Source organism: Pseudomonas sp. KNUC1026 (assembly GCF_021650705.1).
GTDB lineage: Bacteria > Pseudomonadota > Gammaproteobacteria > Pseudomonadales > Pseudomonadaceae > Aquipseudomonas.
The window spans coordinates 4165244-4183681 of sequence record NZ_CP087138.1 but is presented as its reverse complement, the minus strand read 5'-3'; the positions used below and the strand labels follow the sequence as shown (position 1 = coordinate 4183681).

General features: G+C 61.4%; 16 protein-coding genes and 1 tRNA gene. 14 read left to right on the top strand and 3 right to left on the bottom strand.

Features of this window, described 5'->3' with window-relative positions; translation table 11 throughout:
• Positions 1–41: 41 nt before the first annotated feature.
• Positions 42–128: transfer RNA gene (locus LN139_RS19725), tRNA-Leu, on the bottom strand.
• Positions 129–307: 179 nt separating this feature from the next.
• Between LN139_RS19725 and rnr the strand changes: the two genes are divergently transcribed.
• The 8 genes from rnr to LN139_RS19685 all read left to right on the top strand — a co-directional run bounded on the left by rnr (position 308) and on the right by LN139_RS19685 (position 9884).
• Positions 308–2902 (top strand): ribonuclease R, encoded by a 2595-nt coding sequence (rnr, locus tag LN139_RS19720; protein WP_236355782.1) that lies wholly within the window; start codon positions 308–310, stop codon positions 2900–2902.
• Positions 2899–3648, top strand: coding sequence for a 23S rRNA (guanosine(2251)-2'-O)-methyltransferase RlmB (gene rlmB, locus LN139_RS19715; protein ID WP_236355781.1), 750 nt, complete (start codon positions 2899–2901; stop codon positions 3646–3648). The genes rnr and rlmB overlap by 4 nt, the downstream gene beginning before the upstream one ends.
• 158 nt (positions 3649–3806) lie before the next feature.
• On the top strand, positions 3807–4232 hold the full coding sequence (rpsF, locus tag LN139_RS19710; RefSeq protein WP_097089059.1) for a 30S ribosomal protein S6: 426 nt from the start codon (positions 3807–3809) through the stop codon (positions 4230–4232).
• A 28-nt stretch (positions 4233–4260) separates the two neighbouring features.
• Positions 4261–4491, top strand: coding sequence for a 30S ribosomal protein S18 (gene rpsR, locus LN139_RS19705; RefSeq protein WP_040260021.1), 231 nt, complete (start codon positions 4261–4263; stop codon positions 4489–4491).
• A gap of 35 nt (positions 4492–4526) precedes the next feature.
• A complete protein-coding gene (locus LN139_RS19700; protein WP_236355780.1) occupies positions 4527–5426 on the top strand; it encodes a hypothetical protein in 900 nt (299 codons plus the stop codon).
• A gap of 21 nt (positions 5427–5447) precedes the next feature.
• The gene (rplI, locus tag LN139_RS19695; protein ID WP_236355778.1) at positions 5448–5894 is read left to right on the top strand and encodes a 50S ribosomal protein L9; all 447 of its coding nucleotides are present in this window, start codon (positions 5448–5450) and stop codon (positions 5892–5894) included.
• Between the two features lie 121 nt (positions 5895–6015).
• Positions 6016–7410, top strand: coding sequence for a replicative DNA helicase (gene dnaB / locus LN139_RS19690; RefSeq protein ID WP_236355773.1), 1395 nt, complete (start codon positions 6016–6018; stop codon positions 7408–7410).
• 182 nt (positions 7411–7592) lie between these two features.
• A complete protein-coding gene (locus LN139_RS19685) occupies positions 7593–9884 on the top strand; it encodes a YgiQ family radical SAM protein (RefSeq protein WP_236355771.1) in 2292 nt (763 codons plus the stop codon).
• Between the two features lie 129 nt (positions 9885–10013).
• Here LN139_RS19685 and LN139_RS19680 read toward each other — a convergent pair whose 3' ends face one another.
• A complete protein-coding gene (locus tag LN139_RS19680; protein ID WP_236355769.1) occupies positions 10014–10601 on the bottom strand; it encodes a TIGR00730 family Rossman fold protein in 588 nt (195 codons plus the stop codon).
• A 225-nt stretch (positions 10602–10826) separates the two neighbouring features.
• On the opposite strand from LN139_RS19680, the gene azu reads away from it, so the two are divergent.
• Positions 10827–11276 (top strand): azurin, encoded by a 450-nt coding sequence (gene azu, locus LN139_RS19675; protein ID WP_236355762.1) that lies wholly within the window; start codon positions 10827–10829, stop codon positions 11274–11276.
• Here azu and pncB read toward each other — a convergent pair.
• Positions 11273–12472, bottom strand: a complete 1200-nt coding sequence (gene pncB, locus LN139_RS19670) for a nicotinate phosphoribosyltransferase (RefSeq protein ID WP_236355761.1) — start codon at positions 12470–12472, stop codon at positions 11273–11275. The two genes, azu and pncB, sit on opposite strands and share 4 nt — an antisense overlap.
• A gap of 484 nt (positions 12473–12956) precedes the next feature.
• On the opposite strand from pncB, the gene LN139_RS19665 reads away from it, so the two are divergent.
• The 5 genes from LN139_RS19665 (at position 12957) to LN139_RS19645 (ending at position 18017) form a co-directional block, all read left to right on the top strand.
• Positions 12957–14093: an ABC transporter substrate-binding protein gene (locus LN139_RS19665; protein WP_236355760.1), complete on the top strand. Its 1137-nt coding sequence runs from the start codon at positions 12957–12959 to the stop codon at positions 14091–14093.
• A gap of 137 nt (positions 14094–14230) precedes the next feature.
• Entirely contained in the window at positions 14231–15145 is a 915-nt protein-coding gene (locus LN139_RS19660; protein ID WP_236355759.1) for an ABC transporter permease subunit, read from the top strand.
• 3 nt (positions 15146–15148) lie between these two features.
• Positions 15149–16432: a high-affinity branched-chain amino acid ABC transporter permease LivM gene (gene livM, locus LN139_RS19655; protein WP_236355752.1), complete on the top strand. Its 1284-nt coding sequence runs from the start codon at positions 15149–15151 to the stop codon at positions 16430–16432.
• Positions 16429–17304: an ATP-binding cassette domain-containing protein gene (locus LN139_RS19650; protein WP_236355751.1), complete on the top strand. Its 876-nt coding sequence runs from the start codon at positions 16429–16431 to the stop codon at positions 17302–17304. Before livM ends, LN139_RS19650 begins: the two co-directional genes overlap by 4 nt.
• Positions 17301–18017 (top strand): ABC transporter ATP-binding protein, encoded by a 717-nt coding sequence (locus LN139_RS19645; RefSeq protein WP_236355742.1) that lies wholly within the window; start codon positions 17301–17303, stop codon positions 18015–18017. Before LN139_RS19650 ends, LN139_RS19645 begins: the two co-directional genes overlap by 4 nt.
• Positions 18018–18438 lie beyond the last annotated feature (421 nt).

Genomic DNA, 18438 nt, shown 5'->3' with positions numbered 1-18438 from the left:
GCTTTCGCGGGCTTTGGGGTGTCACGTGAGTGACTTGAAATTGGTGCCCAGGAGAAGACTCGAACTTCCACGACCGTAAGGTCACCAGCACCTGAAGCTGGCGTGTCTACCAATTTCACCACCTGGGCAATGGCGCGCACTATACGGGGCAGCTTTTTGGGTGTAAACCCCTGAGCTTAAAAATATTTTTCGCATGCCCAATGGCGCGGCAAAAAGGTGCCGGCGGGGCTGTCCAACCCTTGTATTTCCGGTTTCAATGCAGCTATGCCACACTAACCCGCACTATGCACAAGGTGAACCTTATCTAATGGCCGACTGGCAGTCCCTCGATCCCGAGGCCGCTCGCGAAGCGGAAAAATACGACAATCCCATCCCTAGCCGCGAATTGATCCTCCAGCACCTGGCTGATCGTGGCTCGCCCGCCAGTCGTGAACAGCTGGCCGATGAATTCGGCCTGCGCGAAGAAGACCAGATCGAAGCGTTGCGCCGTCGCCTGCGCGCCATGGAGCGTGATGCTCAGTTGATCTTCACCCGCCGGGGCACTTACGCACCGGTCGACAAGCTCGACCTGATCGCCGGTCGCGTCAGTGGCCATCGCGACGGCTTCGGCTTCCTGATTCCTGACGATGGCAGCGACGACCTGTTTCTCAGCCCTGCCCAGATGCGCACGGTGTTCGACGGTGACCGCGCCTTGGCGCGGGTTTCCGGTACGGACCGCCGTGGCCGCCGCGAAGGGGCGCTGGTCGAGGTCGTCAGCCGTGGCCACGAAACGATCGTTGGCCGCTACTTCGAAGAAGGCGGCATCGGCTTCGTGCAGCCAGACAACCCGAAAGTGCAGCAGGAAGTACTGGTCACTCATGGCCGCAACAACGGCGCCAGGATCGGCCAGTTCGTCGAAATCCGCATCACTCACTGGCCAACCCCACGGTTCCAGGCCCAGGGTGACGTGGTCGAGGTGCTGGGCAACTACATGGCGCCGGGCATGGAAATCGACGTTGCCCTGCGCAGCTACGATATTCCCCATGTATGGCCTGAGGGTGTAACCCGCGAGGCCTCCAAGCTCAAGTCCTTCGTCGAGGAAAAACACAAGGAGCACCGCGTCGACCTGCGCGGGCTGCCTTTCGTGACCATCGACGGCGAAGACGCTCGGGACTTCGATGACGCGGTATATTGCGAGCCTTTGGGCAAGCTCAAGATGTTCAGCGGTGGCTGGCGCCTGTATGTAGCCATCGCCGACGTGTCCAGCTATGTGAAGGTGGGGTCTGCGCTCGATGACGAGGCGCAGGTGCGCGGCAACTCGGTGTACTTCCCCGAGCGCGTGGTGCCGATGCTGCCCGAAGAACTCTCCAACGGGCTGTGTTCGCTGAACCCGAAAGTCGATCGCCTGGCCATGGTTTGCGAGATGACCATGAACAAGGCCGGCCAGATGGTCGACTACAAGTTCTATGAAGCGGTTATCCATTCACATGCACGGCTGACCTACAACAAGGTCAGCACCATGCTCGAGCATACGCGTACCAGTGAGGCCAAGGGCCTGCGCGAGGAATATGCCGAGGTCGTGCCGCACCTCAAGCAGCTCCATGCGCTCTATAAGGTGCTGGTAGGTGCGCGCCACGTGCGTGGCGCCATCGACTTCGAGACGCAGGAAACCCGCATCATCTTCGGTGCCGAGCGCAAGATCGCCGAGATCCGCCCGACCCAGCGCAACGATGCGCACAAGCTGATCGAGGAATGCATGCTGGCGGCCAACGTCGCAACCGCAGCATTCTTCCAGAAGCACGAGATCCCTGCGCTTTACCGCGTCCACGACGGCCCACCCCCGGAGCGCCTGGAAAAACTGCGCGCTTTCCTTGGCGAGCTGGGCTTGTCCCTGCACAAGGGCAAGGACGGCCCGACGCCCAAGGACTACCAGCAGTTGCTTGCAAGCATCAAGGATCGCCCGGACTTCCAGCTGATCCAGACCGTTATGCTGCGCTCGCTCAGCCAGGCGGTGTACACATCGCAGAACAATGGCCACTTCGGCCTGAACTACGAGGCGTACACCCACTTCACCTCGCCGATCCGCCGCTACCCCGACCTGCTCGTGCACCGCGCCATTCGTAGCGTGATCCGCTCGCGTCGCGAAACCCCGCATGTAGTGCGTGCGGGCGCTGCGAGCGTGCCCAAGGCGAAGCTTTATCCGTACGATGAGCCGGCGCTGGAGCAACTGGGCGAGCAGTGCTCGATGACCGAGCGGCGTGCCGATGAAGCCACGCGTGATGTGGTGAACTGGCTCAAGTGCGAATACATGCGCGACCGCGTGGGCGAAAGCTTCCCGGGCGTGATTACCGCGACCACCGGCTTTGGCCTGTTCGTCGAGCTCAAGGACATCTACGTCGAGGGCCTGGTGCATGTTTCGGCACTGCCGGGCGACTATTACCACTACGATCAGGTGCACCATCGCCTAACCGGCGAGCGGACTGGTCGCAGTTTCCGCCTTGGTGACACCGTCGAAGTGCGGGTCATGCGGGTCGACCTCGACGAGCGCAAGATCGACTTCGAGCTGGCAGACCCGTCCTCGAAGAATGAGCCGCGCAAGCGGGGCGCCAAGAAAGAGTCTGCTCCTGCCAATCCGCAATCGCATTTCGACGAGTTGCCGGCCGCCGAGCCTGCGGAGCCTGCCAAAGCGCGCAAGCGCAAGGCCGACAAGGACCCTGCCGTGGCCGATGCCTACCATTCGTCCCACGCCATCGCCAACAACACCGAAGTGCGCAAGAGCCGCGAGATGAAGAAGGCGCTGATGTCGGAAGCGCGCCACGGCGGCAACAAGCCGGCTTCGAGCAAGAAGGCAACTGACGCCAAGCCGACGAAGCATCGCAAAGGCACATCGAAGTCGCGCAGCAGCAGTAAAGGTAAAGCATGAGCCAGCTGGAAAAAATCTACGGCGTCCACGCCGTTGAAGCGCTGCTGCGCCACCATCCCAAGCGCGTCAAGCAGATCTGGCTGTCCGAAGGGCGCAGCGAACCGCGCCTTCAGGCGTTGCTTGAGCTGGCCAGTCAATACCGCGTCACGGTAGGTGCGGTAGACCGCAAAGAAATGGACACCTGGGTCGAAGGTGTTCACCAGGGCGTGGTTGCCGACGTTAGCCCCAGCCAGGTCTGGGGCGAGGCGATGCTCGAAGAGCTGCTCGAGCGCAGTGAAACTCCGCCGCTCCTTTTGGTGCTGGATGGCGTGACCGACCCGCACAACCTCGGCGCCTGCCTGCGCAGTGCCGATGCTGCCGGCGTGACCGCAGTGATCGTGCCCAAGGACAAGTCTGCGACCCTTACTGCGGTGGTTCGCAAGGTCGCCTGTGGCGCGGCTGAGGTGGTGCCGCTGGTGGCGGTCACCAACCTCGCGCGTACGCTGGAGAAGCTCCAGCAGCGCGGGCTCTGGGTTGTAGGCACGGCCGGCGAAGCGCAGACGCTGATCTACGATCAGGACCTCACCGGCCCGCTGGTGATGGTGATGGGCGCAGAAGGCAAAGGCATGCGCAGGCTCACTCGCGAGCATTGCGATTACCTGGTCAAGCTGCCCATGGGCGGCAGTGTCAGCAGCCTGAACGTTTCGGTAGCCGCTGGCGTGTGCCTGTTCGAGGCCGTGCGCCAACGCCGGCCGTTGCTCAAATAATCGCCAGTTTTCCTTGCTTCACCTCGCACCCTTCTCTACAATTGCGCGCCTTGCCCGTCGCGGCAGGGTCTGCCCTGCCTCGCATCGAGGCAGGCTAGAGAACATCCACTCCTTGTCTGATCGCGCAAGCGGCAGGCTACAACCCGTAAGGAGCATTCATGCGTCATTACGAAATCATCTTTCTGGTCCACCCGGATCAGAGCGAGCAAGTCGGCGGCATGGTTGAGCGCTACACCAAGCTGATCGAAGAAGAAGGTGGCAAGATCCACCGTCTGGAAGACTGGGGCCGTCGCCAACTGGCCTACGCAATCGACAACGTTCACAAGGCTCACTACGTGATGCTGAACGTCGAGTGCTCCGGCAAGGCCCTGGCCGAGCTGGAAGACAACTTCCGCTACAACGACGCCGTTATCCGCAACCTGATCATCCGTCGCGATGAAGCCGTCACCGGCCCATCCGAGATGCTGAAGGCTGAAGAGAACCGCAGCGAGCGCCGTGAGCGTCGCGAGCGTCCTGAGAACGCTGACAGCGCCGAAGGCGACGACAGCGATAACAGCGACAGCAACGACAACGCTGACGAGTAATCCACGGATCTTTAGAGGAGCCTGTTAAATGGCACGTTTCTTCCGCCGTCGTAAATTCTGCCGTTTCACCGCAGAAAACGTCAAAGAGATCGATTACAAGGATCTCAACACCCTGAAAGCTTACGTATCCGAAACCGGCAAGATCGTTCCTAGCCGCATCACCGGTACCAAAGCCCGTTATCAGCGTCAGCTGGCTACCGCTATCAAGCGCGCCCGCTTCCTGGCCCTGCTGCCTTACACCGACAGCCACGGCCGCTGAGACCAGGCTTGAGTACGCAGTAAAAGGATAGATCCATGCGCCCGTTGGCTGATTTCATCATGCGCGGTCGCGTGCAGGCCACCCTCGTGGTGGCTGGTTGTGCGGCATTGCCGCTGTTGTTCTGGTTGAGTGCTGCCGCTGCGTGCCTTGTGCTGCTGCGGCGGGGGTTCGAGGGCGCTTTCGGCGTCCTGGCCTGGGGCCTGCTGCCGGCGTTGGTCTGGTGGTATTTCGGCGAGCCGCGCACCTTGATGGTGTTGCTTGGTTCTGTCGCGCTGGCGCAGCTGTTGCGCGCCGGCTGGCCCTGGAGCCGCGTGCTGCTTGCCAGCATCGGGCTTGGCCTGGTGTATGGCGTGGTCCTGGGCTCGGTGTTTCGCGAGCCGATCGACGACCTGGCGCAGATGGTGCAAACCCATCTGCCACAGGTGCTCGAGGGGGCCTACCAGCGATTGACGCTGGAGGAGCAGGCTCGCCTTGAGGCGTTGATCGCCCCGGTACTCAACGGTTTGATAGCGTCGGTGCTGCAAGCGTGCAGTGTGCTGGCCCTGATGTTGGGCCGCTACTGGCAAGCAACCTTGTATAACCCCGGTGGGTTCGGCCGCGAGTTTCGCGCGGTTCGCATCCCCGGCGCCGTGGCCCTGGTGCTGTTGGCGTTGATGCTGGTGGGGCCGCAGTTCGGTGCCCAGGTCGCCATGCTCACGCCGTTGTGCAGTGTGCCACTGATGTTCGCTGCGCTGGCCCTGATGCATGGGCTGGTGGCGATGGGCAAGCTGGGCCGGTTCTGGCTGGTTGGGTTGTACTTGATGCTTGTCGTGTTCATGCAGGCTATCTATCCATTGCTGGTGCTTCTGGCCATAGTCGACAGCCTGATTGATTTTCGCGGCCGCCTGGCGCCTCCTGGAGGCACTGACAAAGGCCCCGCGAACGGTGAAGGTTAAAAGTTAAGAGGTTAATACCAAATGGAACTGATCCTGCTGGAAAAAATCGCCAACCTGGGCAACCTGGGCGACAAAGTAAGCGTAAAAGGTGGTTACGGCCGTAACTACCTGCTGCCGCAAGGCAAGGCTACCGTTGCGACCGAAGCGAACATCGCCTCGTTCGAAGCCCGCCGCGCCGAGCTGGAAAAACTGGCCGCCGACAAGAAAACTTCGGCTGAGACCCGCGCTGCCCAACTGGCAGAGCTGGAAGTCACCATCACCGCCACCGCTGGCGATGAAGGCAAGCTGTTCGGTTCGATCGGCACCCACGACATCGCTGATGCCCTGACCGCCTCCGGCGTCGAAGTGGCTAAAGCCGAAGTTCGTCTGCCGAACGGCACCATCCGTCACGTTGGCGAATACGACGTAGCCGTGCACCTGCACAGCGACGTTGAAGCCACCGTTCGCGTGGTCGTTGTCGCTGCCTGATTGCCCTCAGGCATTTAGCCCGCCGGTGGTATTCCCTCTGGCAGGCTAATAAGATGAAGGCGCGCTCGCTTATGCGATGCGCGCCTTCATGTTTTTCTACCCCTAAAGAATTCCCGTGGCCATGAACGAGATTTCCTCGCCCGAACAATTCGACCTGCAAACCGCTGCGTTGAAGGTCCCGCCGCACTCCATCGAGGCCGAACAGGCCGTGCTCGGTGGCTTGATGCTGGACAACAATGCCTATGAGCGGGTGCTGGACCAGGTTTCGGACGGCGATTTCTACCGCCATGACCACCGTTTGATCTACCGCGCTATCGCAAAGCTCGCCGAGCAGAACCAGCCGTTCGACGTGGTCACGCTTTCCGAGCAACTCGACCGTGAAGGGCAGGGCAGCCAGACAGGCGGGCTCGCCTACCTGGGTGACCTGGCGCGCAACACCCCGTCGGTGGCCAACATCAAGGCCTATGCCCAGATCGTTCGCGAGCGTGCCACGCTGCGCCAGCTGATCAGCATCAGCAACGATATCGCCGACAGCGCCTTCAACCCGGAAGGCCGCAACGCCGGTGAAATCCTTGATGAAGCCGAACGGCAGATCTTCCAGATCGCCGAGGCGCGGCCTGAAACGGGCGGCCCGGTCGGGGTGAACGACTTGCTGACCAAGGCCATCGACCGCATCGATACCTTGTTCAACACCGATGCCGCCATCACGGGCCTCACCACCGGCTTCGCCGACCTGGACGACAAGACCAGCGGTATGCAGCCTTCGGACCTGATCATCGTGGCCGGCCGGCCTTCGATGGGTAAGACCACTTTCGCCATGAACCTGGTGGAAAACGCGTTGATGCGCACCGACAAGGTGGTGCTGGTCTACTCGCTGGAGATGCCAGGCGATTCGCTGGTGCTGCGGATGCTCTCATCGCTGGGCCGCATCGATCAGACCAAGGTCCGTACCGGCAAGCTCGAAGACGACGACTGGCCGCGCCTGACCAGTGCAGTGAACCTGCTCAACGACCGCAAGTTGTTCATCGATGACACCGCCGGCATCAGCCCATCGGAAATGCGCGCCCGCACCCGCCGCATCGTGCGTGAACATGGCGAGGTGGGCATGATCATGGTCGACTACCTGCAGCTGATGCAGATCCCTGGCTCCAGTGGCGACAACCGTACCAACGAGATTTCCGAGATTTCGCGCTCGCTCAAGGCGCTGGCAAAGGAATTCAACTGCCCGGTGATCGCGCTTTCCCAGCTCAACCGCTCCCTGGAGCAGCGCCCCAATAAACGCCCTGTGAACTCCGACTTGCGGGAATCCGGAGCGATCGAGCAGGACGCCGACGTGATCATGTTCGTCTACCGAGACGAGGTGTATCACCCCGAGACCGAGCACAAGGGCGTAGCCGAGATCATCATCGGCAAGCAGCGTAACGGCCCCATCGGCACCGTGCGCCTGGCCTTCATCGGTAAATACACCCGCTTCGAAAACCTCGCCCCTGGCAGTTACCAGTTCGATGACGAATAGAGGCAGCTGCGAGTTTCCAGCTGCGGGCCTCAAGTGAGCGCAGAGCTGCGGCGTATGGTGATCAGCTTGCGGCTTGAAGCTTGCAGCTCGTAGCTTCCTGGCTGTTTTTGGTTATTTTTTGTGCTATCTTGCGCGCCCTCGCGTTATTTCAAAACCCATTGCCTAACTGACCGGTGCTAGCCATGCAAGCCGCCATGCCGTTGTTCGACTATCCCAAATACTGGGCCGAGTGTTTCGGGCCAGCACCTTTCCTGCCCATGAGCCGGGAAGAGATGGATCAGTTGGGCTGGGATTCGTGCGACATCATCATCGTCACCGGCGATGCGTACGTCGATCACCCATCGTTCGGCATGGCGATCATCGGCCGGCTGCTGGAGGCTCAGGGCTTTCGTGTAGGGGTGATTGCCCAGCCCGACTGGCAGTCGAAAGATGACTTCATGAAGCTGGGGGAGCCGAACCTGTTCTTTGGCGTTGCTGCCGGCAACATGGATTCGATGATCAACCGCTATACGGCCGACAAGAAAGTCCGCTCCGACGATGCCTACACCCCTGGCGGCCAGGCCGGCTCACGCCCGGACCGCGCCAGCCTTGTGTACAGCCAGCGCTGCAAGGAAGCCTACAAGCATGTGCCTATCGTGCTGGGCGGCATCGAGGCCTCGCTGCGGCGCATCGCCCACTACGACTATTGGCAGGACAAGGTCCGCCACTCGATCCTGATCGATGCCAGCGCCGACATCCTGCTGTTCGGCAATGCCGAGCGCGCAGTGGTCGAAGTGGCCCAGCGCCTCGCGGCCGGTGAGCCGATCGAAGCGATGACCGACATCCGCGGCACTGCCTTCGTGCGCCGTGATACGCCCGAAGGCTGGTTCGAGCTGGACTCTACCCGTATCGACCGGCCGGGCAAGGTCGACAAGATCATCAACCCCTACGTCAACACGCAGGACACCCAGGCCTGCGCCATCGAGCAGGCCAAGGGCGAGGTTGAAGACCCCAGCGAGGCCAAGGTGGTGCAGCTGCTGCCCAGCCCGAGCATTGCCCGCGACAAGACGGTAATCCGCCTGCCGTCGTTCGAAAAAGTACGCAACGACCCGGTGCTCTACGCGCACGCCAACCGCGTGCTGCACCTGGAAACCAACCCCGGCAACGCTCGGGCGCTGGTGCAAAGGCATGGCGATGTGGACGTGTGGTTCACCCCGCCGCCCATTCCCATGACCACCGAAGAAATGGACTACGTGTTCGGCATGCCATATGCGCGCGTACCGCACCCGGCCTACGGTAAGGCGCGGATCCCTGCCTACGAGATGATCCGCTTCTCGGTGAACATCATGCGCGGCTGCTTCGGTGGCTGCACCTTCTGCTCGATCACCGAGCACGAAGGCCGGATCATCCAGAACCGTTCGCACGACTCGATCATCCGTGAAATCGAAGAAATGCGCGACAAGGTGCCAGGCTTTACCGGTGTGGTGTCCGACCTCGGCGGCCCGACCGCGAACATGTACCGCATCGCCTGCAAAAGCGCGGACATCGAGAAGCACTGCCGCAAGCCTTCATGCGTGTTCCCTGGCATCTGCGAGAACCTCAACACTGATCACAGCTCGCTGATCGAGCTTTACCGCAAGGCACGTGCCTTGCCGGGTGTGAAGAAGATCCTGATCGCCTCGGGCCTGCGTTACGACCTGGCGGTCGAGTCGCCCGAGTACGTCAAGGAACTGGTAACCCACCACGTGGGCGGGTACCTGAAGATCGCGCCGGAGCACACCGAGCGTGGCCCACTCGACAAGATGATGAAGCCAGGCATCGGCAGCTATGACCGCTTCAAGCGCATGTTCGAGAAGTTCTCCAAGGAAGCCGGCAAGGAGCAGTACCTGATTCCTTACTTCATCGCTGCCCACCCGGGCACTACCGATGAAGACATGATGAACCTGGCGCTTTGGCTCAAGGGCAACGGTTTCCGCGCCGACCAGGTGCAGGCGTTCTACCCCTCGCCCATGGCCTCGGCCACAGCGATGTACCACTCGGGCAAGAACCCGCTGCGCAAGGTGACTTACAAGAGTGAAGGCGTGGAGATCGTCAAAAGCGATGAGCAGCGCCGTTTGCACAAAGCGTTCCTGCGCTACCACGACCCGAAAGGCTGGCCGATGCTGCGTGAAGCATTGCAGCGCATGGGCCGTGCCGACCTGATTGGCCCGGGCAAGCACCAGTTGATTCCGCTGCATCAGCCCGAGACCGACAGCTACCACAGTGCCCGGCGCAAGAACTCGACACCTGCCGGCAGCCACAAAGCGGGCGGTGGCCAGAAGGTGCTCACCCAGCATACCGGCCTGCCGCCGCGCGCCAGTGATGGCAGCAAGCCTTGGAGCAAGCGGGAGGAAGCCAAGGCGGCGGCTGAGGCGCGGCGCCAGCAGGAGAAGCGTGGCCAGCCTGCCACCAAGGGCAAGAAAAAACCGGCGCGCCAGCCTGTTCTGCCTCGCTGAGCTCAAGGCCCGAGCGTCGCCCGGCAAGCCGGCCTCCCACAACACCCGGGGGAGAACGGCTCGCCGCGCGACGTTCAGGCCGAGTTTTACGGTGGGAGGGCGGCTTGCCGCGCGACAAGCAGCCCTCAATCAATCAGGCATGCGATCCGTCCACTTGGGCAGCACCGTCGGCTCCCACCGCTCCAACCCATCGATCAAGCCATCGGCCTCATGCCCCAACTGCAGCATCGCCCGATGCTCCTGGCGCACGAAGTTCTCCGCTACCAAATGGTCAAGAAAACCGGTGAGCTTCTCGTAGAAGCCATTGACCTCCAACAGCCCCAGCGGCTTGCCGTGGTACCCCAACTGGCCCCACGTCCAGACCTCGAACAGCTCCTCCAGCGTGCCAAGCCCACCCGGCAAGGCGATGAAAGCGTCGGACAGCTCGGCCATGCGCGCTTTGCGCGCGTGCATTCCATCCACCACTTCAAGGCGTGACAGCCCGGCATGGCCGACCTCCAACGCCTTGAGCGCCTCGGGGATGATCCCGATCACCTCGCCACCGGCAGCCATTGCGGCATCGGCGACAACGCCCATCAGCCCCACTTTGCCGCCGCCGTAGACCAGCGTCAGTCCCCGTTCGGCCAACACGCGCCCCAGTTGCCTGGCGGCCTCACTGTAAGCGAGGTTGGTGCCGCTGCTGGCGCCGCAGAATACGCAAACGGATTTCAAAGCCATGGCAGTTCTCCTGTGCAAGCCGCACAGGGTACTGCATCAGCTCTGAACGGAAAAATCACAGCCGCTGGCGGCGCTGGCGTAAGCGGCAAGAAAACTCTGTAGCAATGTGCTCATGACCGTGGCTCCTGCTGTCGATGTTGTTGACGGTAGACCACCAAGGCATCATGACGCTCGTTAAATGTTTCGATTTCCCTGATAGAGCCGTTTCAGCTCTGGAGCACACCGATGTTCACCAAAGCCGCTTTGTTCACCACGCTCACGCTGCTCAGCGTTTCGGCCATGGCAGCCGAGTGCGAAGTCACTGTCGACTCCACTGACACCATGACCTACAGCACCCAACAGATCTCCATCAGCAAAAGCTGCAGCACCTTCACCGTGAACCTCACTCACTCCGGCAGCCTGCCCAAGCAGGTGATGGGCCATAACTGGGTGCTCAGCAAGGCAGGGGACATGGAAGCGGTCGGCCAGGACGGCATGAGCGCCGGGCTGGACAGCGACTACCTCAAACCCGGCGATGACCGCGTCATCGCTCATACGAAAATGATCGGCGCCGGGGAAAAAGCCTCTGTCACTTTCGATGTCTCCAAACTCAACGCCGGTGAAAGTTACACCTTCTTCTGCAGCTACCCGGCGCACATGTTCCAGATGAAAGGCGACATCAAATTGGTGGACTAAGCGCCCACCTTGAAGACGTGCCGCAGGTAAGACACGAAGTTCTCGTCGCGGCACTGGGTCTTGTTGGCTTCATCGGAAATCTTCGCCACCGGTTGGCCGTTGCAGTCGGTCATCTTCATCACCACGCTCATGGGCGTGACGCCGGGTATGTCGCAGGTCAGGCTGGTGCCGATGCCGAAGCTCACATTGATGCGCTCGTGCAGCGCGCGGTAGATGGCCAGCATCTTCTTCAGGTCCAGCCCGTCGGAGAACACCAGCGTTTTGGTCTGCGGGTCGATGCCAAGCTTGCGGTAGTGGGCGATAGCCTTTTCTCCCCATGCCAGCGGATCACCCGAATCGTGGCGCAGGCCGTCGAAGAGTTTGGCGAAGTAAAGGTCGAAATCGCGCAGGAAGGCATCCATGGTGATGGTGTCGGTCAGGGCGATACCGAGCAGCCCTCGGTACTCTCGCACCCAACAGTCCAAGGCGGCGATCTGGCTGTCGATCAAGCGCGGGCCCAGCTGTTGATGAGCCATCACCCACTCATGCGCCATGGTGCCCAGCGGCCTGAGCCCCAGTACCCGCGCCAGATGCATGTTGCTGGTGCCGACGAACCGCCCCGGGAAATCGCTTTGCAGCCCCCGCACCACGGCTTCCTGCACCTTGTATGAAAAGCGCCGGCGTGTGCCGAAGTCAGCCAGTTGCAAGCCTGCCAACTCATCGGCACTGGCGCTGGCGCGCAGCCAGTCGAACTTGCGATGGAGTTGGTCAAGTGCGTCTTGCACCCCGACATCCGGGTGCAGGTAACGGTTGCGCACTTCGCTGACTGTCGCCAGCAATGGCACTTCGAACAGGATCACGTGCAACCATGGCCCACGCAGCCGAATGAACAGCTGGTCGTTCTCGATGCCGGCCTGGATATAGCGCAGATTGAAGCGAAACAGCCGCAGAAAGCGCAGGAAATCCGGCTTCATGAAACTGATGCCTTCCAGGAAGGCCATCTCCTGATCGTCCAGTGCCAGTTCCGCCAGGCGCTCGAGCTGATGGCGGATTTCGCCAAGGTAAGGCCGAAGATCTTCGCCGTTGCGGCAGCGGAACTCCCACTCCACTTCGACGTTGGGATAGTTGTGCAGCACGGCCTGCATCATCGAGAGCTTGTACAGATCTGTGTCGAGCAGGTTCTGCACCAGGCGATCGGCGAATGGGCTATCGGTCATGAGGGCTCCGACGGGCATTCCAAAAGCGACAGTTGCTCATATTTGCCGACGCTCTGGCCAGCACTATTTCCATCAGACGAGACCTGCGTGCCCCGGATCAGGGCAACACACTCATGCATCCGCGTAATGGCGCCGCGGCCACTATGCTTGAGGGTGCCGGCAAGTGGGCGAAACAGTGCGCGGCGTAGCAGTGGCGCACCGCGACTGTGCACTTAGGTGACAACACTCCCAGGCCATCGGGTTGCACTTGTCCGAAGTGCCCGGTTGCAATAGTGGCATTTTGTAGTTGCTCCTTTTGGTGTGCGGGGTGCTACCGCCTCGGAGTTAGACGGTTGCACGTCCCGTTACCTATGGCCAATGCCCGCCGCTCACTGCCGCTGCCCACTAGACTTTCGGCGAGTCTTCAAAGCAATGGCACGGCGCTTGCTCCGAAGCTGTTCGCTTGAAGTTGTAGTGCCAACCATAATGATCAGGAGCACCACTCATGTCGCAATCGTTTTACGCAAAAGGCTTTTTGGCGCTGGCTGTCACCGCCGCGCTCGGCACCGCGGGCGTTGCCCAGGCTGACATCAAGATCGGCGTGGCAGGCCCGATGACCGGTGCCAACGCCTCGTTTGGCGAGCAATACATGAAGGGCGCGCAGGCCGCTGCGGATGCGATCAACGCTGCGGGTGGGGTAAACGGCGAGAAGATCGTGCTGGTCAAGGGCGACGACGCGTGCGAGCCCAAGCAGGCCGTGGCTGTAGCGAACCGCCTGGTGGATCAGGACAAGGTCAAGGGTGTGGTGGGGCACTTCTGCTCGTCCTCTACCATCCCTGCCTCCGAGGTGTATGCCGACGCCGGCGTGATTGTCATCACCCCTGGCTCAACCAACCCCACCGTGACCGAGCGTGGCCTGTCGGCAGTGTTCCGCATGTGCGGCCGTGATGATCAGCAAGGCGTGGTCGCCGGCGACTACATCGTCGATGTGCTCAAGGCCAAGAAAGTGGCCGTGATCAACGACAAGGACACCTACGGCAAGGGCCTGGCTGACGCCACCTCTGCCGAACTTACCAAGCGCGGTGTGAAGCCTGTGCTTGAAGAAGGCCTGACCCGTGGCGAGAAAGACTTCAGCGCCCTGGTGACCAAGATCCGCGCCTCCGGTGCCGAGGTTGTGTACTTCGGTGGCCTGCACCCTGAAGCCGGCCCGCTGGTTCGCCAACTGCGTGAGCAAGGCCTGAAGGATGTGAAGTTCATGTCCGATGACGGCATCGTGACCGATGAGCTGGTGACCACCGCAGGCGGCAAACAATACGTCGATGGCGTGTACATGACCTTCGGCGCCGACCCGCGCATGGTGCCGGACTCCAAAGCCGTTGTGGATAGCTTCCGCAAGACCGGCTATGAGCCTGAAGGCTACACCTTGTATGCCTACGCCTCGGTACAGGCCCTGGCTGCGGGCTTCGCTGGCGCCAAGTCCGACAAGGGTGAAGACGCTGCCAAGTGGCTCAAGGCCAACCCTGTCAAAACCGTGATGGGCGAGAAAACCTGGGACGGCAAGGGCGACCTGAAAGTCTCCGACTACGTCGTGTATCAGTGGAACGCAGACGGCAAGTACAAGCAGCTCGAACAGCAAAAATAACCATGCAGGCGGCGCGCGGCCAACCCGCCGCGCTACCGCCTCAGCCCGCAACCTTTGCCTCAACTGCCACCGGTCGCCCGCCGGGCCTTCGGCCCGTGCCCGCGGGTGGCAGCCCACCCGGTACACGAGAGCGCAAGATGGACGGTATCTTTCTGCAGCAAATGGTCAATGGCCTGACCCTGGGGTCGGTCTACGGGCTGATCGCCATCGGTTACACGATGGTCTACGGCATCATCGGCATGATCAACTTCGCCCATGGCGATGTTTATATGGTCTCTTGCTACCTCTCGGCCATCGGCCTGGCGGTACTTTCCTTCTTTGGGGTGGAATCCTTCCCGTTCCTGATCCTCGGTACCCTTGCATTCACCATCGTGGTCACCGCCACCTACGGCCTGGCCATCGAAAGGGTGGCCTACAAGCCGCTGCGTAACTCCACGCGGCTGGCACCGTTGATCAGTGCGATCGGTATCTCGCTGATCCTGCAGAACTACGTGCAGCTCAGCCAGGGCTCCCGCCAGCAAGGCGTGCCGACCCTGCTCGAAGGCGGCTGGCGCTTCGATGTGGGCACCGGCTTCGTGCAACTGAGCTACACCAAGGCGTTCATCATCATCGCGGCGTTCGCTGGCATGGCGATCCTCACCTACATCATCAAGTACACCCGCCTGGGGCGGATGTGCCGCGCTACCCAGCAAGATCGCAAGATGGCCTCCATTCTGGGCATCAACACCGACCGGGTGATTTCCTACGTGTTCATCATCGGCGCCTCCATGGCGGCCCTTGCCGGCGTGCTGGTGACCATGAACTACGGCACCTTCGACTTCTACGCAGGCTTCATCATCGGCATCAAAGCGTTCACTGCCGCAGTGCTGGGCGGTATCGGCTCGCTGCCGGGTGCGATGCTCGGTGGCCTGATCCTGGGGGTGGCCGAGTCGCAGTTCTCCGGGCTGGTCAATTCCGACTACAAAGACGTGTTCAGTTTCGCGCTGCTGGTGCTGATCCTGATTTTCCGCCCCCAAGGCCTGTTGGGCCGCCCGCTGGTGACGAAGGTGTAAATCATGGAAACCACCAAGCAAACACCTATCGATTTCAAGAAGGTTCTCGTCGACGCGGTCATCGCCGGCCTGATGGCGCTGATCGTGTTCGGCCCGGTCATGGGCGTGGTCCTCGACGGTTACACGTTCACCACCGAACCCGTGCGCACCGCCTGGATGGTGCTGGCCGTCATGGCGGGCCGCGGCGTGCTGAGCCTGTTTCTGCAACTGCCTGCAGGCAAGGCCATGCAGCACAGCCTGGAAGGCGGCGGCGCCGGCGTGCACGTGCGCCCGCCGGACTACAAGAGCCGCCTGCGCTGGATCATTCCGCTGATGATCGTGATCGCACTGGTATTCCCGGTGTTCGCCAACAAGTACCTGCTGGGTGTGGTGATCATCGGCCTGATCTACGTGCTGCTGGGCCTGGGCCTGAACATCGTGGTGGGCCTGGCCGGCCTGCTGGACCTGGGCTACGTAGGCTTTTACGCCATCGGCGCCTATGGCCTGGCGCTGGGCTATCAGTACCTGGGCCTGGGGTTCTGGTCCGCGATCCCGCTGGCCGCCATCGCAGCAGCGCTGGCGGGCTGCATCCTGGGCTTTCCGGTGTTACGCATGCACGGCGATTACCTGGCCATCGTGACGCTGGGCTTTGGCGAGATCATTCGCCTTGTGCTGAACAACTGGATCGACTTCACCGGCGGCCCCAATGGCCTGCCGGTGCCATCGCCGACAGTGCTGGGCCTGGAGTTCGGCCGCCGCGCCAAGGATGGTGGGGTGCCTATCCATGAGTATTTCGGCTTCGCCTATAACGGTGACCTCAAGTTCGTCTTCCTCTACGGTGTGTTGTTTCTCATCGTGCTGCTGGTGCTGTACATCAAGCACCGCCTGACGCGCATGCCGGTCGGGCGTGCCTGGGAAGCGCTGCGCGAGGATGAAATCGCCTGCCGCGCGATGGGCCTGAACCACGTGCTGGTGAAACTCTCCGCATTCACCCTCGGCGCCTCCACGGCGGGTATCGCGGGCGTGTTCTTCGCCAGCTACGCAGGTTTCGTCAACCCAACCTCATTCAACTTCTTCGAGTCGGCGCTGATTCTGGCCATCGTGGTATTGGGCGGCATGGGCTCGACCCTTGGCGTGGTGATCGCAGCGTTCGTGCTCAGCACCATGCCCGAGCTGCTGCGCAGCTTCGGTGAATACCGGGTTCTGCTGCTGGGCATCATGATGGTGCTGATGATGATCTGGCGGCCGCGCGGCCTGATCCGAGTTGGCCGAACCGGCGTAACCCCGCGCAAAGGAGTGGCGCCATGAGCGACGATATCATTCTGTCCGTCGAGCACCTGATGATGCAGTTCGGTGGCATCAAGGCGCTGGCCGATGTGAACCTGCAGGTCAGGCGCAATTCGATCTTTGCTTTGATCGGCCCCAACGGCGCCGGCAAGACCACCGTGTTCAACTGCCTCACCGGCTTCTACCGGGCCACCGGCGGCAAGATCCACCTCAACGCCAGGGGCCGCCAGGTGGACGTGATCAAGCTGCTGGGCGAGCCGTTCCAGGGCGCCGACTTCGTCTCACCCGCGCGCTTTGGCAGCCGGCTGTATTACAAGATGTTCGGTGGTACTCACCTGGTGAACCGCGCCGGCATGGCGCGTACCTTTCAGAACATCCGCCTGTTCAAAGAGATGTCGGTGGTGGAAAACCTCCTGGTGGCTCAGCACATGTGGGTCAACCGCAACCTGGTGGCCGGCATCCTCAATACACCCGGCTACCGCCGTGCCGAGGAAGATGCGCTCAACACAGCGTTCTACTGGCTGGAGGTAGTCGACCTGGTAGACCACGCCAATCGCCTTGCCGGGGAGCTTTCCTATGGCCAGCAGCGCCGCCTGGAGATTGCCCGGGCCATGTGCACGCGTCCACAGATCATCTGCCTGGATGAGCCAGCAGCGGGCCTCAACCCTCAGGAAACCGAAGCGCTGAGCGGGATGATCCGCCATCTGCGTGACCACCACGACATGACCGTGGTGTTGATCGAGCATGACATGGGCATGGTGATGAGCATTTCCGACGACATCGTGGTACTGGATCACGGCAACGTGATCGCTGCAGGCAAACCTGAAGACATCCGCAATGATCCGAAAGTGATCGCCGCCTACCTGGGTGCGGACGAGGAGGAAGTGGCATGAGTGGCGCAATCCTCGAGTTTCGCGATGTGGACGCGTTCTACGGCCCGGTGCAGGCGCTGCGCAAGGTGTCGCTGCACATTCAGCCGGGCGAGACGGTGAGCCTGATCGGCGCCAATGGCGCGGGCAAGTCGACGCTGCTGATGTCGATCTTCGGGCAGCCCCGTGCGACGTCGGGGCAGATCCTTTACAACGGCACCGACATCACTCGCAAAACCCCGCACTACATCGCCTCTAACGGCATTGCTCAATCCCCTGAGGGGCGGCGGGTGTTTCCCGACATGACCGTGGAAGAAAACCTCATGATGGGCACCATCCCCATCGGAGATCGCCATGCCAGCGAGGACATGCAGCGCATGTTCGAGTTGTTCCCCAGGCTCAAGGAGCGGCGCAATCAGCGTGCGATGACGATGTCAGGCGGCGAGCAGCAGATGCTCGCCATCGCCCGGGCATTGATGAGCCGGCCCAAGCTGCTGCTGCTCGATGAGCCATCGCTCGGGCTCGCACCGATTGTGGTCAAGCAGATCTTCGCCACGCTGCGCGAGTTGGCCAAGACCGGCATGACCATCTTCCTGGTGGAACAGAACGCCAACCATGCGCTCAAGCTTTCTGACCGGGCGTACGTGATGGTCAACGGCCAGATTCGCATGACCGGAACCGGGCAGGAACTGCTGGCTAACGACGATGTGCGCAACGCCTATCTGGGCGGGCATTGACCGATGCCTCCCTCGTGCAATGCGAGGGAGGCTGAATGTGGAAAACCTTTTGAAAAATACCTCGCAATGCGACGTTTGGGCGCGGTTTTCGCGCTCAGGCAGGCCATCCTGGTTATCCCCCAAAAGTGTGCAATCACCTGTTAGCAACTTGGTAGCACACGGCCACACCCCCCGTGAGCCGTGGCTTGTAGAGGGGTGGTTGTTTTTTGATCAGTGTTCGTGTTCATACCTCAGGGTTCAATTTGTCAACTGGTTTAATATCCAGTAACAGTGCTGTCGCATCCTGTGGATAACTCTGTGGGAAAGGTTTGGGCAGAGTTTCCCGAGTGGCTATTTTCAAGGCCTTCGAAAGTCAATGGCTTTTCCGAGGGCCGGCGGTGGAGCGCCACTTTGTGCCTGGGTCAAGCTGAAAATTTTCAGC

Bases quoted from the DNA above. Each gene is read 5' to 3' on its own strand.
- azu (WP_236355762.1), top strand. From the start codon at position 10,827: ATGTTCACCAAAGCCGCTTTGTTCACCACGCTCACGCTGCTCAGCGTT.
- LN139_RS19700 (WP_236355780.1), top strand. From the start codon at position 4,527: ATGCGCCCGTTGGCTGATTTCATCATGCGCGGTCGCGTGCAGGCCACC.
- pncB (WP_236355761.1), bottom strand. From the start codon at position 12,472: ATGACCGATAGCCCATTCGCCGATCGCCTGGTGCAGAACCTGCTCGAC.
- rpsF (WP_097089059.1), top strand. From the start codon at position 3,807: ATGCGTCATTACGAAATCATCTTTCTGGTCCACCCGGATCAGAGCGAG.
- LN139_RS19650 (WP_236355751.1), top strand. From the start codon at position 16,429: ATGAGCGACGATATCATTCTGTCCGTCGAGCACCTGATGATGCAGTTC.
- LN139_RS19685 (WP_236355771.1), top strand. From the start codon at position 7,593: ATGCAAGCCGCCATGCCGTTGTTCGACTATCCCAAATACTGGGCCGAG.
- LN139_RS19645 (WP_236355742.1), top strand. From the start codon at position 17,301: ATGAGTGGCGCAATCCTCGAGTTTCGCGATGTGGACGCGTTCTACGGC.
- rpsR (WP_040260021.1), top strand. From the start codon at position 4,261: ATGGCACGTTTCTTCCGCCGTCGTAAATTCTGCCGTTTCACCGCAGAA.
- LN139_RS19680 (WP_236355769.1), bottom strand. From the start codon at position 10,601: ATGGCTTTGAAATCCGTTTGCGTATTCTGCGGCGCCAGCAGCGGCACC.
- rlmB (WP_236355781.1), top strand. From the start codon at position 2,899: ATGAGCCAGCTGGAAAAAATCTACGGCGTCCACGCCGTTGAAGCGCTG.
- rnr (WP_236355782.1), top strand. From the start codon at position 308: ATGGCCGACTGGCAGTCCCTCGATCCCGAGGCCGCTCGCGAAGCGGAA.
- dnaB (WP_236355773.1), top strand. From the start codon at position 6,016: ATGAACGAGATTTCCTCGCCCGAACAATTCGACCTGCAAACCGCTGCG.
- LN139_RS19665 (WP_236355760.1), top strand. From the start codon at position 12,957: ATGTCGCAATCGTTTTACGCAAAAGGCTTTTTGGCGCTGGCTGTCACC.
- rplI (WP_236355778.1), top strand. From the start codon at position 5,448: ATGGAACTGATCCTGCTGGAAAAAATCGCCAACCTGGGCAACCTGGGC.
- LN139_RS19660 (WP_236355759.1), top strand. From the start codon at position 14,231: ATGGACGGTATCTTTCTGCAGCAAATGGTCAATGGCCTGACCCTGGGG.
- livM (WP_236355752.1), top strand. From the start codon at position 15,149: ATGGAAACCACCAAGCAAACACCTATCGATTTCAAGAAGGTTCTCGTC.